Raw genomic sequence first — 16,081 nt, 5'->3', positions numbered from 1 at the left:
AGGAAAACAAAAAGGAAGCTGTGTCCATTATACGCAAATTGTACTTCTGTATCATCTGCAAACCTTTTACCGGCCAGGCGCGACGGGGAAAAATGCCATAAAAATGCCAGGCGGAAGTGTTTTGCGAGGACAAGAAAAATAATTTTTCCTACCAGTTGTTTGTAGCTAATACAGCATTGGAAACGCTTGCAAAGAAATCTAAATATTTATTATATATTGACAATAGTTTTTTGCATATATATGATGGATTCAATTCAACTATACCGACCAACTATTTTGACGGAGACAGGCATAATGTTCAGGAATCTCAAAGAGAGCTGATGGGTGGTGCGAATCAGCGGTTCCGGCACGAGGCAGCACTCCCGAATAGATGCGCTGAACTTATCAGTAGGCCCATCCGCTTCATGTCCGTTACGCATGATGTTTAATGAGGCTGTCTGTGTGTTGGGCAGCGAATTAGGGTGGTACCGCGACAGAAGACTCTTCGCCCCTTGCATCTTAGATGTGAGGGTGAAGAGTCTTTTTTTGTATAGCAATTTTCACGACAAAGGTTTACAAATCGAAAGGGGAAATAACCATGCTAACAGACCAACAGATTTTACGAATTCCAGGACCGACACCAATTCCGCCAAGTGTTGAACGGGCGATGACACAGCCGATGATCGGCCATCGCGGGGAAAGCACTTATTCTTTAATCCGGGATATTCGCCCGAAACTGAAAAAAGTATTTGGCACTAAAGAAGAAGTAATGATCATAACGGGCAGCGGAACTTCTGCACTTGAAAGCGCCGTCGTCAACACGGTAGCACCAGGTGAGGAAGTATTGGTGCTCGTCACCGGAGCATTTGGCGAACGCTTCGCGAAAATCTGTGAAGCATATAAAATTACGACGCATGTATTCGATGTGGAATGGGGCAAGGCGGTCGACCCGCAAGCCGTGAAGAACTTCCTTCACGAGCACCCGGAGATCCGCGTCATCTTCTCTACATTCTGTGAAACGTCAACCGGTGTGTTGAACCCGATCAAAGAACTCGCCGAGACGGTGAAACAAGTGTCGGATGCACTCATCGTCGTCGATGGCGTATCGTGTGTGGCAGGAACGGAAACGGAAATGGATAAATGGGGCGTCGATGTGGTCGTCACCGGTTCGCAAAAAGCATTTATGCTGCCGGCAGGACTCGCCTTCATCGCCGCGAGCAAACGGGCATGGGAGAAAATCGAAGCCAACCCGCAGCCGCGTTTCTACTTGGATTTGAAAAAACACCGCGACAATATCGAAAAAGATACGACACCGTTCACACCGGCAATTTCCATTCTCTTTGGTCTTCAGCAAGTGCTGAATCTATTGGAAGAAGAAGGGCTCGATAACGTATACCGTCGCCACCGTTTGATGCGCGACATGACGCGCGCTGCATTTAAAGCATTGAACGTCCGTTTGTTGACGAGCGATGAAGATGCATCGCCGACAGTTACCGCCGTTTACCCTGAAGATTTTGACGCAGAAAAATTCCGCAAAGTGCTTAAAGAGGAATTCGCGATCGAATTCGCAGGCGGACAGCAGCATCTTGCAAAGAGCATCTTCCGCATCGGCCATATGGGCTATTGCTCCCCGGCAGAGATGCTCCAGGCACTCGCAGCCTCTGAAGTGGTATTGAAGAAACTCGGGCAAGATATCACACTCGGCGCAGGCATCGCGGCCGCACAGCAAGTCTTTTTGGAAGGGAAGGATAACTAATGACATTTCATGTCTTGATCAGTGACCCATTATCAGAAGAAGGCGTTTATCCGCTTCGCCACGCCGACGGCATCAACATCGTCATGGAGACGAATTTATCTGAGGCAGAGCTTATCGAACGCATCGGTGGATTTGATGCGTTGCTCGTGCGGAGCCAGACACAAGTGACACGCGAATTGATCGAAAAAGCATCCAACCTGAAAATCATCGGCCGCGCAGGCGTCGGTGTCGACAATATCGATTTGGAGGCGGCGACCGAACATGGCATCATCGTCGTCAACGCACCGGATGGCAACACCAATTCTGCAGCGGAACATACGATGGCGATGCTCATGGGCATGGCACGCAAAATTCCGCAAGCGTATAACTCTTTGAAACAAGGCAAATGGGATCGCAAATCCTATGTCGGCGTCGAACTGAAAAACAAAACGCTCGGCGTCGTCGGCTTCGGGCGGATTGGACAGGAAGTGGCGGCACGGGCGAAGGGCCAGCGCATGAACATCATTGCTTACGATCCATTTTTGACAGCTGAAAAAGCGGAGAAACTTGGTGTTGATTTCGGAACGGTAGAGGACGTCTTGAAAGCGGCTGACTTTGTCACCGTCCATACGCCGCTATTGAAAGAGACGAAGCATCTGATAGATGCGGAAGCGTTCAAAATGATGAAAGACGGCGTGCAGATCATCAACTGCGCGCGCGGCGGCATCATCGATGAGAGCGCCTTGTACGATGCGGTGAAATCCGGCAAAGTGGCAGGCGCTGCACTCGATGTGTTCGAACAGGAGCCGATGGTCGATTTCCACTTGTTGGAACTGCCGGAAATCATCGCAACACCTCACCTCGGCGCGAGTACATTTGAAGCGCAGGAAAGCGTCGCGGTCGATGTCAGCCAGGATGTGGTCAGCTTTGTGAAATATGGCACCGTGCGGAATTCCGTTAATTTGCCGTCTGTACCGAAAGAAATCATGAAGCGGATCGAACCGTATTTCGATTTGGCTGAACGCATCGGGACGTTCCTTACCGATTTGACAGGAGAAACGGCAGAAGAAGTGAACGTCTATTACTCAGGCGAACTAGCCAACCTTGAAGTCGGCCCCTTGACGCGCAACATGCTCAAAGGGATGCTGAAGCGCCATCTCGGCAAACACGTCAATGACGTCAACGCGATGTATATCGCCAATCAAAAAGGCATCCATGTCAATGAACATAAATCGACCGAATCAAGAGGATTCACCAATCTCATTACCGTCGAAGTGAAAACGCAAAGCGGCACACGGAAAGCTTCCGGTACGCTATTGAACGGGCAAGGGGCGCGTATCGTCAAAGTGGACGATTATATCGTCGATTTCCTGCCGCTCGGCCACCTATTATTCATCCGGCACAATGACCGTCCGGGAGTCATCGGGCGCGTCGGTACACTGCTCGGTGAAGAAAACATCAACATTGCGACGATGCAAGTAGGGCGTTCGAATGTCGGGGGCGATGCAATTATGATGCTGTCGATCGATAAGCACGCCGATCCTGAAGATTTGGAAGAATTGAAGAAACTCGAGGAGATCGAAGGCGTCACAGCTATTGATCTGTAAAAATATAATGAGAAAGCCCGTTCCGATTGTGTCTTAAGACATCATCGGAACGGGCTTTTATTATGCGGATTCAGCTTCGAGCTTTTCGAGCAAAGGCAAAAGCTCTGTCAGGTCTTGGATTTCATAGGTCGCCATCACACTATCATGAGGCGTTTTGTGCTCGCGGTTCAGCCAGACAGAAGGGATGCCCGCGCGCTCAGCGCCGAGAATGTCCGTCATCGGATTATCGCCGACCATCAGCACGTCTTCCGGAGCATAGTCGAACTTCTCCAGCGAATGGCGGAAAATATCCACGTCTGGCTTGCCGCGGCCGAATGCACCGGAAATGACGATATGATCGAAAAACGGCGCGATTTCCGGCGTGATTTCGAGTTTGATTTGCTGGAGGCTTGGCGATCCGTTAGTCAACAGCAATAAATCGAAGCGGCCTTTTAATTGATCGAGTACTTCTAGGCTGTCTTTGTAGAGGATCGGATTGCGCTTTCTCGCTTCCGGAAAAAATCTGGCGAGCTGTTTGCCAAGAGCAGGGTCGTTGATGCCTAGGCGGTTCAGCCCGCGTGTCCATGATTCTTGTTGGTAGCTGGGTGCGACTGCTCTTAATTTTTGGAAGTCATCGCCTGGATCGTCGAAATGTCCCCATAAGCCTTCGAAAGGGTTGATGCCGATCATTTGCGTGAACGCATAAGTCGGATACCCGGCGTATAGTTGCCGGGCCTCTTCCCGCACCGCTTGTTCCAATCCGCTGCAATCGGCGCCGCTTTGTTCAGCTGCCCATTCGCACGTTTCACGGAAAGCTTCTTTTACACTTTGTTGATCCCACAGTAATGTATCGTCCAAATCAAAAAAAATTGCTTTCACCATTTCGTGCCGCCCCCTGCTGTTTTTTACTAGTGTACTAAAGTGCGGCTGAAAATCAAAGAGTTGTCACAAATATGGCTTCCGCTGGCGGTTTCCGGTGGTACGATGTACGGAAAGGAGTGAAATGTATGGAAAAGCTGAAAGAAAGCACTCTTCTGTTTGAAGAGGCCGCTCATTTCATTGAAACTTGTTATTTGGAACTTGGAAAAGAACAAGCGGAAATCCGTCGCCGCGTCGCTGTGGTCGAACAGGAAATCGAGGCGATGGGCAACTATGAACACACTATAGAAGAACTGGCTCACGGAGCGCGCATGGCGTGGCGCAATAATAACCGCTGTATCGGGCGTCTTTTTTGGAAAACATTAGAAGTTTTCGATGAACGTGAAGTGGAAACGGAAGAACAGGCATTTGCGGCACTCGTTCGCCATTTGCGCTTTGCTTTCAATGACGGAAAAATCCGCCCGGCCATCACGATTTTCAAACAAGCGGGACAAGGCGGCATGCGTATCTGGAATCATCAGTTGTTACGCTATGCGGGATATGAGCGGGAAGGCCGGATTATCGGCGATTCGTCTTCGGTCGCTTTCACAAAACAATGTGAAGCGCTCGGTTGGCAGGGCGCAGGGAGCGATTTCGATGTATTGCCGGTAGTGATCGGTAAAGTTGGGCAGGCACCGAAATGGTTTGAACTGCCGGAATACGCCAAGCTGGAAGTGGCGATCGGGCATCCGGATTGGCCGGCACTAGGCGAACTGGGCTTGAAATGGTATGCGGTGCCGCTCATCTCGGATATGAAACTCGAAATCGGCGGCATCGAATACCGGATGGCTCCATTCAACGGCTGGTATATGGGAACGGAAATCGGCGCGCGCAATTTGGCTGATGAGGACCGCTATGACCTATTGCCGAACATGGCGGAGATCATGGGACTCGATATAAGTTCACAGCGCACATTATGGAAAGACAAGGCGCTTGTCGAATTGAACGTCGCGGTACTTGAATCATTCGCACAAGCCGGTGTGACCATTGTCGATCATCATACGGCCGCGAAGCAGTTCAAAAACTTCGAGAAAACCGAAGAGCGGGAGGGGCGCGCCGTCACTGGAAATTGGGCATGGCTCATTCCGCCGGTGTCTCCTGCAACGACACATATTTTCCACAAGCCGTATAAAAACGATGTCGTCAAACCGAATTATTTCTATCAAGACGAACCATATGAAAACTGAACTGTTCAAATATATCGCTTTGTCCATGCTGCTGGAATCGTTTCGGGTGGTATGACAAAGCGATTTTTGTCTTTCATTGGAAGTTCAGGAGAAGAACGGGCACAATGATGGCGGTTTTTTCGGCTGACGGTCGATAGAGCGGAAGGTATTGTATTATAATAGAACATAATGATGTTCTTCATCGTAAGAAATTTAAGAAAGAAGGAATAACTATGGGACGCAAATGGAATAATATTAAAGAGAAAAAAGCTTCCAAAGATGCCAACACAAGCAGAATCTACGCAAAGTTTGGCCGTGAAATATATGTAGCCGCAAAACAAGGCGAACCGGATCCGGACTCAAACCAAGCATTGAAAGTCGTGCTCGAGCGTGCCAAAACCTACAATGTGCCAAGAGTCATCATCGACCGCGCCGTCGAAAAGGCAAAAGGCGGTTCAGAAGAAAACTATGACGAGCTGCGTTATGAAGGTTTTGGCCCGAGCGGTTCGATGCTCATTGTCGACACATTGACGAACAACGTCAACCGCACCGCATCCGATGTGCGCGCGGCATTCGGGAAAAACGGCGGCAATATGGGCGTCAGCGGTTCGGTCGCCTATATGTTCGACCACACAGCGGTCATTGGCGTAGAGGGTAAGACTGCGGATGAAGCGTTGGAATTGCTGATGGAAGCGGATATTGACGTGCGGGATATCCTAGAAGAAGAGGGCATCGTCATCGTCTATGCAGAACCGGATCAATTCCATCTTGTCCAGGAAGCATTCAAAGCAAACGGCGTGACCGACTTTACGGTCGCTGAGTTGACGATGCTGCCGCAAAATGAAATGCCGCTATCGGAAGACGACCAGGCACAATTCGAAAAAATGGTCGACGCGATCGAAGACCTCGAAGACGTCCAGCAGGTCTACCACAACGTGGATTTAGCATAAGAATCCATGAATTAAAAAATATACCTTTGCTATCATTTCAACCAAAGATGTCGGAGTGTAAGTGCCTGTTAATGAACAATCTCTTATACGTTTGAGAGTTTCTTATATTTAAGATGAATTAGCAAATTGATGCTCTTTCTAACAATATACTTTTATTTATGAAGAGGTGTGGAGCAAAATTGCAAGATGCCTGCGGGAAAGCGAGACCCTGCAGGAGCATAGCGACGAAGCGGCTCAGCGCTCGCCCGCGGCAAGCGCAGCTGTTTTGTGGAATACCGGATGTTCTAAAATAAAAACTATCAACTTCTGTCCAAAAGCGGGCAGAAGTTTTTTGCGATAATTAATTAAAAGAATATTTAAAATAATTTAAAAATTAACTTGCAATTCGAAAAAAATAACTTTATACTTTTTTTGAATCAAGATTTAATAAATGACCAGTGAGTTAAATTTTTTTCGGATATCATGTAAGTGCTTACATTGTTTTGAGAGGAGGACTTTGCTTGGCAGTTATGGAAACGATGGAACTTTTCGGCCGGCCAGAGGTGAGAGTGTTTACGGATCGCCCGGTGACGATCGGCCAGTTGCTTACAGATAACGTGGAACGTTACGGAGATAAAGATGCGGTCGTCACGGAAAATCGAACGTTAAGCTATTCGGAACTCGACAATGAGTCTACAATACTTGCCGCCAACCTGCAGCAGCACGGCATCAAAAAAGGCGATCGGGTAGGGGCGGTGATCGGCAATTGCGCAGAGTTTCCGGTAGTCGTATTTGCTTGTGCGAAAGCCGGCGCAATAATGGTTCCAATCAATGTCAAACTGCAAGTCGAAGAGCTTCAATACATTATCGGGCATTCCAAGCCAACGCTTGTGATCGCCGAAGTGGAATACGCAGAAAAAGTGAGCGAAGCCATTGAAAAAAACCGGTTTCCGCAAAGTGATCAGCCGACGTTGTTTGTGATTGGCGGCAGCAACTCTTATGAAGAGCTGCTAAGTGCGGATGCTCCGTTCCAACAGACGCAAATCGATGAACAGGACGGCGCATTCATTCTTTATACATCGGGAACGACGGGACGCCCAAAAGGCGCGGTGCTCGCCCATGTCAATGCAGTGCACAGCGTCATGAATTACAAAAAACGGTTCGCAACGGACGATTCGATGAAAACCATAGTCGCCGTTCCGATGTTCCACGTCACTGGGCTTGTCGGGCAATTGCTGCATATGTTCTATATCGGCGGCACAGTATACAGCATGAAACGTTACCAGAATGAAGCGTATATCCAGCTGATCTTGAAACATGAAATCAATTTTCTCTTTAACGTACCGACCATTTTCATCATGATGTCGACGAGTGATGAATTCCAGAAGCATTCGTTCGACTTTGTACGGAAAGTGGCATTTGGGGGTTCGCCGATCTACCAGCAGACGTTCCAAATGCTGAAACAAGCGTTTCCGAACGCCGAACTCCATAATGCGTATGGGGCGACGGAGACGACATCGCCTGCCACTTTGATGCCAGTCCGCTACCCGGATTCAAAAGTGACATCTGTCGGATTGCCGGTCGAAGTCGCCGATATCAAAATCGTCGATCCGGAAGGCCACACGGTGCCTCGCGGTGAATCAGGTGAGTTGTATATCAAAGGGTCGATGATCATTAAAGAGTATTGGGACAACCCGGCCGCCAATCAGTCGAGCTTTACGGACGGCTATTGGCATTCGGGAGACCTCGGCATCATGGACAGTGACGGCTATGTCTATATCCGCGACCGCAAGAAAGACATGATCAACCGGGGCGGAGAAAAAATCTTCTCCATCGAAGTGGAAGATGCGCTGAAAAGCCATCCGGATGTTGTCGAAGCAGCCGTCATCGGCGAGCCGGATCCCGTATTCGGCGAAAAAGTGAAGGCGTTTGTCGTTGGGCCGAAGCTGGATCCGAATGATCTGGACGGACTCAAAGCCCATTGCAAAAAAACGCTTGCGAAATTCAAGGTGCCAGAAGAGTTTGTGCTCATTGAAAGCCTGCCGCGAAACGCGTCAGGGAAAATACTGAAAAACACATTAAAAGAAACTGGGGGCCGATCAAATGCTTAAAGAATTATCGCCAAAAGCAGAACAATTGCGTGTGGAATTACTGAAATTCATGGATGACTATGTGTACCCGGCTGAACAGACAGTGAAAGAATACAAAGAAAGCACAAGCGACCGCTGGACGATTCCACCGATCATTGAGGAGCTGAAGGAAAAAGCGAAAGCACAAGGCTTGTGGAATCTATTCCTCGACCATCCGGATTACGGTGCAGGATTATCCAATTACGAGTATTCCCATTTATGTGAAATTATGGGGCGTTCACTGATCGCTCCGGAAATCTTCAACTGCAACGCACCGGATACCGGAAATATGGAAGTATTCGTCAAATACGGCACGGACGAACAGAAAAAACAATGGCTCGAGCCACTGTTGAACGGCGAAATCCGCTCGTGCTTCTCGATGACGGAACCGGATGTCGCTTCATCTGATGCCACCAATATCCAAAGCAGCATCGTCCGCGACGGCGATGAATACATCATCAACGCCAAAAAATGGTGGACTACCGGCGCAATGGATCCGCGCTGCAGCATCGCGATCGTCATGGGCAAAACTGATCCGGACGCAGAGAAGCATAAGCAGCAATCGATGATTCTCGTGCCATTTGATACACCGGGCGTTAAAATTATCCGTCCGCTCACCGTATTCGGCTATGACGATGCTCCTCAAGGACATGCGGAAGTGCATTATGAAAATGTCCGCGTTCCAGTGGGAAATATGCTGCTAGGAGAAGGAAGAGGATTTGAAATCGCACAAGGGCGTCTTGGGCCAGGGCGTATTCATCACTGCATGCGCGCAATCGGAGCTGCAGAGCGTGCGCTGGAACTTTTGTGCAAACGCGCAGAAAGCCGCGTCGCGTTCGGGTCGACATTGGCGGAAAAAGATGTCATCAAGGAAATCATCGCAGAAAGCCGCATCGAAATCGAACAGGCGCGACTGTTGACGTTAAACGCAGCGCATAAAATCGATGAACATGGTGCAAAAGGGGCACGCAAGGAAATCGCCATGATCAAAATCGCTGCGCCGCGCGTGTCGATCAATGTCATCGACCGTGCGATGCAAGTATTCGGCGGAGCCGGGCTGACAGAAGATTTCCCGCTCGCGGAACATTACGCAAACGCACGTACTTTGCGCCTCGTCGATGGACCGGACCAAGTGCATCTGCGCGACGTCGGACGTCTCGAGCTGCGTGAGCAACTAAAAGCGAACACGGCGAAACAGTAACGCCATTCAGGTCAGGGGAAAGGGGCGATGATTAGTGAAAGCATGGCAAGTGACGGAACTCGGCGAACCGCAGGAAGCATTGGCAGTGGCCGAGTTGCCGAAGCCGACACCAGGCAAAGGTGAAGCGCTCATCAAAGTGGAAGCGGCGGCGCTTAATTTCTTCGATATTTTGCAATGCCAAGGAAAATACCAAGAACAACCGGAACTCCCCTTTACGCCGGGAGCGGAAATTGCCGGGACGATCGAGGCGCTCGGAGAAGAAACAGCAGGCAAAGTCGGCCAGCGCGTACTCGCGACGCCGATGCTTCCGAACGGTGGTCTTGCGGAGTGGGTGATCGTCAAGCAAGAAGGAATCTTCCCGATTCCGGATGAGCTTTCCTACGCGGAAGCGGCCGCTCTGTTCATTACGTATCAGACTGCCTATTTCGCGCTTCACCGCACCGCAAACTTGAAAAAAGGCGAAGTGCTCTTAGTGCATGCAGCATCGGGAGGAGTCGGGTCCGCGGCGGTACAGCTCGGTAAAGCGGCGGGTGCTCTGGTCATTGCAACGGCAGGGAGCGAGGAAAAGCTGGCAATCTGCAGAGAGCTCGGCGCTGACATCGTCATCAATTACCGGGAAGAGGATTTCGTGCCGAAAGTGAAAGAAGCGACAGGCGGCAAAGGGGCCAACGTCATTTTTGATCCCGTGGGCGGCGATACGTTCGACCGTTCGAGAAAATGCATCGCCTTTGAAGGGAGGCTTCTCGTCATCGGCTTTGCCGGAGGGCGGATTGCCGATGCGCCGACCAATCACGCGTTGATCAAAAACTACTCGATTGTCGGTGTCCATTTCGGCTTGTTCCGCAATTTGATGCCCGAACAAGTAATGAAAGCCCATCACGAATTGATGGAGCTGTATAAAGAGGGGGCGATTAAACCGCTTATCTTTAAAGAGTTCGCATTTGAAGAGGTTGTCGATGCGCTACAGCAGCTCGGCAGCCGTAAAACCTACGGAAAATTAGTAGTAACGCCATAAGGGGGACAGTCTATGGGGAATCTCGTCAAAACAGAAGTGCAAGAAAGCATTGCCAAGCTGAGGATGAACCGCCCGGATAAGCTCAATGCCTTATCCAGGGAAATGGTCGAAGAAATGCTCGCGGCATTGAAGCAATTGGAGTCGGATCCATCTGTGAAAGTCATTATTCTTTCGGGGGAAGGCAAAGCCTTTTCCGCAGGAGGTGACATCGCCGCGATGAAATCGCTCGGAGGCGCCCATGAAGTTGCCGAGTGGATCGATTTTGTTTCGAGCCTCTCAAAAGCCATCATGGACAGCGATAAATACATCGTCGCTGCCGTTCACGGCTATGCGGCAGGTGCCGGTTTCAGCCTAGCGCTTGCTGCGGATTTCATTGTGGCGGAAGAGGAAGCGAAGTTCGCACTGAGCTTTTCGAACATCGGTTTGATCCCGGATCTCGGCCTCATCAAGGCATTGCGGAAACGCATCAGCCCGCCGCTTGCCAAGGAATGGATTTCCTCTGCGAAAGTGATAAGCGCACAACAAGCGGAGCGCCACGGATTGATCAATCAGATTTCCTCAGGAAATGTTGAAGAAGCGGCCACGGCATTTGCAGAATTTCTCGCTAGGGGCCCGGGCATCAGCAATAAATACGTCAAGTACTTGGTCAATCACTTGGATGAATTGCCGCAGGAAGCTGCGTTTATGCAGGAAAACCTCATCCAGACGATGCTGCTGCAGACAGAGGATCATAAAGAAGGCGTCACGGCTTTCTTTGAAAAGCGCAAACCGGAATTCCAAGGAAGATAATGTAAGCGTTACCATTTGATGCGGCCACGGCATAAAAACCGGATGGAGGAATTATTATGAAAAAATATGGTTCACGTTATTTAGCAGCGGGTGCGGCAATGACGCTTTTACTGGCAGGATGCGGCGGTGGAGATTCAACGGACGGCGGTTCGGAAGGCGAAGAAACAATCACGTTGCGTGCTGCAACGGGTCTCAGTGCCCAGCACGCTTGGTGGGAAGCTTCGATGGTCCCGTGGATGGAGCGGGTCGAAGAGTTGACGGATGGCCAAGTGCAGTTTGAAACGTTTACAGGCGGAGAACTCGTATCGGTTCCGGATGAAGGCGACGCTTTGCAAACCGGCACGGTCGATGTCGCATTGGTGCTGCCGATTTACCAGCCGGACCAATTCCCGATGGCGGAAGTGACGATGCTGCCACTTAACCATTCCGATACATTGATCGCATCGAACGCCTGGAAAAAGCTCCTCGAAAGTGAAGAAGAGCTGGCAGATGGCCAAACTTACACTGAAATGCAGTTCGGGGACTTTAAAGTATTCCCGGTTTCAACGACTCAGGAGTATTCAATTTCAACAACGGGGCATGAGTTCAATACCGTCAGCGATGTCGAAGGCACTTCACTCCGTACGCCTTCCCGCATCCACGAAATTTATGCAGCCAAAACGGGCATCAATAGCGTGACGATGCCAGCTGTCGAAATTTACGATGCTCTGAGCCGCGGCACATTCGATGGGGCGTTCTACAGCATCGCCGACTGGACGGGCTATGGCTTCCAGGATTTGTTCCGCTACACCTTGACCGGCATCAACTTCGGCCATTTCAACGCTTTCATCGGCATGAGCCAAAGTAAATGGGATGAGCTTCCGGAAAACGTCCAGGAAGCGATGGTACAGGCAAATGAGGATATCTTCGAAGCGGGCGCCCAGGAGTGGATTGACCGCGCAGAAGGGATCATTCCTGAGAATGAAGAAAACGGCGGTAAATTTGTCGAATTCAGTGAATTGGACCAGGAAGTTCAGGATCATTTCAATAAAGGGATCGAAGACACATGGACTGATTACGCAAAATTGCTCGAGGATAGTGGAATGCCGGGCAATGACCTTGTCAAAATGTGGAGAGATCTTTTGGTTGAAGAAGGCGGCGAAGTGCCGGATGCAATCATGAATCTGGAATAAAGAGAAACTTCATCCCCCGGTGATTGTTAGTTGATCCAATCGGACTTTTATGGCCTGTGGATCTCCCACTTATAGAAGTGGGAGTCTTACAGACCGTAAAAGCGGGATAAATGGCTAAGAAGAGGATAGCGCAAGAAATTGACGCTATCCTCTTTTTCCATCATGGAAGCTAGGAGGTCAGAGAATGGACAATTTACTGGTTATTGGAATCATTTTGGTCATGATGATTGTCTTGTTGCTCGCTGGATTGTATATTCACTCCGTGTTGCTCGCAAGCGGCATCATCGGTTTGATCCTCTTGGAAGGGTTCGGCATTTTGCCGGGGCTTCTAGGTAATGAACCGTTCAACCGCGTGGCCAGTTATACCTTGACGACGATTCCGTTGTTTGTGTTGATGGCACAGTTCATCCTGCAATCCGGACTCGTCCAGGATATCTTTTATATGGTTCATAAAGTGTCGAAAGGAAAAAATAGTTTACTCGGTATTCTGACATTGATCATCGGAGGGCTATTGGGCGCTGTTTCCGGTTCCGGAACTGCCACGTCCGCCTCGCTTGGCCAAGTCGCCATTCCAGAACTCCGCAAACATGGCTATAGTGCGCCGCTTGCAGGGGCGGTTGCGGCAACGGGTGGATCGCTTTCCGGCATCATCCCGCCGAGCATCATCTTGATCCTTTACGGGGTCGCGACGGAAACTCCGGTCGGCAGTTTGTTTATCGGAGCATTTATTCCCGGAATCTTGACGATGGTCGTCTTTATCTCCGTCATGCTCGTTTATTTCCAGTTAGGAAAGAAACAGCAGGAAGCTGTGCCGACAGAAACAATTCAGGAGTCGGCGCTAGAAGAAAAAATCCCGGTTATTCGCCTGGTCATCGCCGCTGTTATCGCGGTGGCAATCGTCATTATTATCTTCGGCGGCATCTATACCGGCGTATTTACACCGACCGAAGCCGGTGCTGTCGGGGCGTTCGTCGGGTTGATTGCAGCCTTCCTTTTAGGGAAAGTGAATTTTGCTTTCTTTAAAGTATCCTTGATTGAAACCGTGAAGCTGACTGGAATGGTTATGATCATCATGATCGGTGCGCAAATTTTTGGGCGTTTCGTGTCCCTATCGCTCCTTCCGAGGCGCTTGATCGAATGGATCGAGCCGATTATGGATAAACCAGCGCTCGTGCTGATCGCCATCTCTATCGTTTTGTTCATCATGTTCATGTTCATTGAAGGAGCAGCGGTCATTTTGATGTCGATTCCGGTACTCCTGCCAATTATCGTAGAGCTGCAAGTTGATACCTTATGGTTTGGTGTATTTGTCGCCGTTATTTGTACCATCGGGTTGATTACCCCGCCGGTCGGATTAAGCGTTTATGCGGTCGCGGGTGTCAGCGGCATCACACCAGGTTCCATTTTCCGGCTGACGACGGTCTTTGCTTTAGTGGCGATGGTTGTCGTCACCGGATTGATGATCGCGTTCCCAGGCCTCGCAACGTGGCTGCCGAATTCGATGTAAGAAAAGGAGGGGATATGAATGGAAGCTGTATGGAAAGTTTATCGGCTCTTTCATTATTTAAAACTCATCGGCATTTGGATCAGCGGCGTAGCTGTTGTGGCGATGATGCTCTTAATCGTCTATGACGTGATGATGCGGACGGTATTCTCCAGTTCGATCCGCGGAGGGTTTGAGATCATCCAGAATTACATGATGCCGCTGGTCGTATTTCCCGGACTTGCCTATGTCTACGCTTCGGGGGTTTTGCCGAAAATGGACTTATTGCTCGATCGATTCGGGCCAAGAATGCAAAAAGCCATTATTTTGCTGATGGTCTTGCTCGAATTGTTTGTGCTCGTGCTCATCGTCCAATTCAGCTGGGCATATGCCATGAACGGGCTCGAACGCGGAATCGCCTTCCCGGCGGCAGGCACGCTGTATCCGCTGTATCCGTTGTTCTTCTTGATTCCGATTGCGTTCGGGATGATCATTGTCGAGAACCTGTTTATCTTGATTCGAAACCTACTGGAGAAAAAGCCAAGCCTGTTGATGGAAGAACCGAAACGGCAAACGGAAGATCTCCTGTAAAAAAAATAGCAAATGAGGTAGTGAGATGAATCTACGTGAACAGAAAGCAGCGAAGAAACGAGAGGACATCCTTCGTTCAGCCAGTTTGGTCATTTCACGGCAGGGATATCATAATGCAACGATGGAGGACATTGCCGCGGAATTATTGATGACAAAAGGGGCGCTCTATTACTACTTCAAGAACAAAGAAGAATTATTGTACCGTTGCCATGAATTGATTTTGACGGAAGCGAAAGAAAAAATGCTGGCTATTACAGAAGCCGATTTGCCTTCCGTCGAGAAAATGCGCAAGGCGATCCATCATCATATCGAAGTGGCGATCCGGGAAAAGGAAGTCTTCAATTTGATCGTCAAACCCGAAACGACGTTTTCCAAGGATAATATTCCAGAAATCATTGAAAAGCGCGATGAGTACGCCGAACTGTTCGACCGCATCATCGATGAAGGTATAGTGCGGGGGGAATTTGAAGTGCCTGAGAAAAAAATGGCGCGTATGATCATTTTGGGAGCGACTAACTGGATCCAAGTCTGGTATTCGCCGGAAGGTAAATACTCAGCGGAAGATGTGGAAGAAATCTACGCCGAACATTTATTGAAAATGTTGCGGAAAACATCCTGATCTGAAGGAATTGATGCAATGAGAAAAATACATGTCATTACGCAAAAAGAAGCGGTGAGAGAAGAGCGCCTCGCCGGCTGCACGGCGGCGGTCATCGACGTGTTCCTGGCGACCTCGACAATCATCTTCCTGCTCGACCGCAATTATGAGCCGGTGCACGCCGTCCGGGGCAGAGAGCAAGCGCTCGAGCTGTCGCGGCTGCAGCAGGCGGAGCATCTATTGCTCGGCGAATCAAAAGGCGAAGGACTCGCCGGATTCGACTATCCAGACCCAGCTCTACTCGAACATAGTGTGGAGCGGCGGGCGGCCATCATCTGTTCGACCAACGGCACAATCGCCATTGAGAAAGCTAAGAATGCGAAAAAACTTTATATTTCTTCTTTGGTGAATGGCCACCGGGTAGCTGAGCGGATCCACCAGGAACAGGGTGGATCTTCGATTGTCCTTGTTTGCTCGGGGAATGATGACCGCTTCTCGATGGAAGATTTTATCGGTGCCGGCCAGCTGGTCGAGCATTTAACGAAATGGGGCAATTATGAACTATCGGATGCCGCGAAGCTTGCACAAAAAGCATATCGCAGTTCTCTTGCTGAAGGTTTTAAGGAACTATTGGGTAGTGAAACGGCCGATTTGCTCAAGCGTTTTAATTTTCCGGACGCAGCAGAATTCGTCATCCGCCAGCACGAACAGCTCGATGTCGTGCCGATTTATGTAGATGGCATGATCGTGAGAGAACGCGGTCAAGTGAAATCGACGACTGAATAGAGGA

At 49.7% G+C, this 16,081-nt stretch carries 14 protein-coding genes and 1 other annotated feature; of the genes, 13 read left to right on the top strand and 1 reads right to left on the bottom strand.

Features of this window, described 5'->3' with window-relative positions:
- The first annotated feature begins 267 nt into the window (after window positions 1-267).
- Window positions 268-495: a binding site (T-box leader), on the top strand.
- A gap of 82 nt (window positions 496-577) precedes the next feature.
- Together J7E21_RS07810 and serA are read left to right on the top strand one after the other, a co-directional pair.
- Window positions 578-1,735 (top strand): pyridoxal-phosphate-dependent aminotransferase family protein, encoded by a 1,158-nt coding sequence (locus J7E21_RS07810; protein WP_215106352.1) that lies wholly within the window; start codon window positions 578-580, stop codon window positions 1,733-1,735.
- Entirely contained in the window at window positions 1,735-3,321 is a 1,587-nt protein-coding gene (gene serA, locus J7E21_RS07805) for a phosphoglycerate dehydrogenase (protein ID WP_215106350.1), read from the top strand. The genes J7E21_RS07810 and serA overlap by 1 nt, the downstream gene beginning before the upstream one ends.
- A 60-nt stretch (window positions 3,322-3,381) precedes the next feature.
- Here serA and J7E21_RS07800 read toward each other — a convergent pair whose 3' ends face one another.
- The gene (locus tag J7E21_RS07800) at window positions 3,382-4,182 is read right to left on the bottom strand and encodes an HAD family hydrolase (RefSeq protein WP_215106348.1); all 801 of its coding nucleotides are present in this window, start codon (window positions 4,180-4,182) and stop codon (window positions 3,382-3,384) included.
- A 125-nt stretch (window positions 4,183-4,307) separates the two neighbouring features.
- Between J7E21_RS07800 and J7E21_RS07795 the strand changes: the two genes are divergently transcribed.
- The 11 genes from J7E21_RS07795 to J7E21_RS07745 all read left to right on the top strand — a co-directional run bounded on the left by J7E21_RS07795 (window position 4,308) and on the right by J7E21_RS07745 (window position 16,077).
- The gene (locus tag J7E21_RS07795; protein WP_285228738.1) at window positions 4,308-5,405 is read left to right on the top strand and encodes a nitric oxide synthase oxygenase; all 1,098 of its coding nucleotides are present in this window, start codon (window positions 4,308-4,310) and stop codon (window positions 5,403-5,405) included.
- Window positions 5,406-5,617: 212 nt separating this feature from the next.
- On the top strand, window positions 5,618-6,334 hold the full coding sequence (locus tag J7E21_RS07790) for a YebC/PmpR family DNA-binding transcriptional regulator (RefSeq protein ID WP_215106346.1): 717 nt from the start codon (window positions 5,618-5,620) through the stop codon (window positions 6,332-6,334).
- A 509-nt stretch (window positions 6,335-6,843) separates the two neighbouring features.
- Window positions 6,844-8,424, top strand: coding sequence for a class I adenylate-forming enzyme family protein (locus J7E21_RS07785; RefSeq protein WP_215106648.1), 1,581 nt, complete (start codon window positions 6,844-6,846; stop codon window positions 8,422-8,424).
- Window positions 8,417-9,643 carry an acyl-CoA dehydrogenase family protein gene (locus tag J7E21_RS07780; protein WP_215106344.1) on the top strand — a complete coding sequence of 409 codons (1,227 nt, stop codon included), beginning with the start codon at window positions 8,417-8,419 and terminating at the stop codon, window positions 9,641-9,643. The genes J7E21_RS07785 and J7E21_RS07780 overlap by 8 nt, the downstream gene beginning before the upstream one ends.
- Before the next feature lie 34 nt (window positions 9,644-9,677).
- Window positions 9,678-10,658 (top strand): NADPH:quinone oxidoreductase family protein, encoded by a 981-nt coding sequence (locus J7E21_RS07775; RefSeq protein WP_215106342.1) that lies wholly within the window; start codon window positions 9,678-9,680, stop codon window positions 10,656-10,658.
- Between the two features lie 12 nt (window positions 10,659-10,670).
- Window positions 10,671-11,447 carry an enoyl-CoA hydratase/isomerase family protein gene (locus J7E21_RS07770; protein ID WP_215106340.1) on the top strand — a complete coding sequence of 259 codons (777 nt, stop codon included), beginning with the start codon at window positions 10,671-10,673 and terminating at the stop codon, window positions 11,445-11,447.
- Between the two features lie 56 nt (window positions 11,448-11,503).
- On the top strand, window positions 11,504-12,619 hold the full coding sequence (gene dctP, locus J7E21_RS07765) for a TRAP transporter substrate-binding protein DctP (RefSeq protein ID WP_215106338.1): 1,116 nt from the start codon (window positions 11,504-11,506) through the stop codon (window positions 12,617-12,619).
- A 184-nt stretch (window positions 12,620-12,803) separates the two neighbouring features.
- Window positions 12,804-14,126, top strand: a complete 1,323-nt coding sequence (locus J7E21_RS07760) for a TRAP transporter large permease (RefSeq protein WP_215106336.1) — start codon at window positions 12,804-12,806, stop codon at window positions 14,124-14,126.
- 18 nt (window positions 14,127-14,144) lie between these two features.
- Window positions 14,145-14,693: a TRAP transporter small permease gene (locus tag J7E21_RS07755; RefSeq protein WP_215106334.1), complete on the top strand. Its 549-nt coding sequence runs from the start codon at window positions 14,145-14,147 to the stop codon at window positions 14,691-14,693.
- Between the two features lie 25 nt (window positions 14,694-14,718).
- Window positions 14,719-15,312 (top strand): TetR/AcrR family transcriptional regulator, encoded by a 594-nt coding sequence (locus J7E21_RS07750; protein WP_215106332.1) that lies wholly within the window; start codon window positions 14,719-14,721, stop codon window positions 15,310-15,312.
- Window positions 15,313-15,330: 18 nt separating this feature from the next.
- A complete protein-coding gene (locus tag J7E21_RS07745; RefSeq protein WP_215106330.1) occupies window positions 15,331-16,077 on the top strand; it encodes a 2-phosphosulfolactate phosphatase in 747 nt (248 codons plus the stop codon).
- The last annotated feature ends 4 nt before the right edge of the window (window positions 16,078-16,081 follow it).

Origin of the sequence: Planococcus sp. ISL-109, from assembly GCF_018613655.1 — a bacterium.
Taxonomy (GTDB): Bacteria; Bacillota; Bacilli; order Bacillales_A; family Planococcaceae; genus Planococcus.
Note: the sequence above shows the minus strand (reverse complement) of the source record. Positions and strands in the feature narration are given on the sequence as shown.

Bases quoted from the DNA above. Each gene is read 5' to 3' on its own strand.
- J7E21_RS07810 (WP_215106352.1), top strand. From the start codon at position 578: ATGCTAACAGACCAACAGATTTTACGAATTCCAGGACCGACACCAATT.
- J7E21_RS07745 (WP_215106330.1), top strand. From the start codon at position 15,331: ATGAGAAAAATACATGTCATTACGCAAAAAGAAGCGGTGAGAGAAGAG.
- J7E21_RS07755 (WP_215106334.1), top strand. From the start codon at position 14,145: ATGGAAGCTGTATGGAAAGTTTATCGGCTCTTTCATTATTTAAAACTC.
- J7E21_RS07795 (WP_285228738.1), top strand. From the start codon at position 4,308: ATGGAAAAGCTGAAAGAAAGCACTCTTCTGTTTGAAGAGGCCGCTCAT.
- J7E21_RS07800 (WP_215106348.1), bottom strand. From the start codon at position 4,182: ATGGTGAAAGCAATTTTTTTTGATTTGGACGATACATTACTGTGGGAT.
- J7E21_RS07760 (WP_215106336.1), top strand. From the start codon at position 12,804: ATGGACAATTTACTGGTTATTGGAATCATTTTGGTCATGATGATTGTC.
- J7E21_RS07780 (WP_215106344.1), top strand. From the start codon at position 8,417: ATGCTTAAAGAATTATCGCCAAAAGCAGAACAATTGCGTGTGGAATTA.
- J7E21_RS07750 (WP_215106332.1), top strand. From the start codon at position 14,719: ATGAATCTACGTGAACAGAAAGCAGCGAAGAAACGAGAGGACATCCTT.
- serA (WP_215106350.1), top strand. From the start codon at position 1,735: ATGACATTTCATGTCTTGATCAGTGACCCATTATCAGAAGAAGGCGTT.
- dctP (WP_215106338.1), top strand. From the start codon at position 11,504: ATGAAAAAATATGGTTCACGTTATTTAGCAGCGGGTGCGGCAATGACG.
- J7E21_RS07790 (WP_215106346.1), top strand. From the start codon at position 5,618: ATGGGACGCAAATGGAATAATATTAAAGAGAAAAAAGCTTCCAAAGAT.
- J7E21_RS07785 (WP_215106648.1), top strand. From the start codon at position 6,844: ATGGAAACGATGGAACTTTTCGGCCGGCCAGAGGTGAGAGTGTTTACG.
- J7E21_RS07770 (WP_215106340.1), top strand. From the start codon at position 10,671: ATGGGGAATCTCGTCAAAACAGAAGTGCAAGAAAGCATTGCCAAGCTG.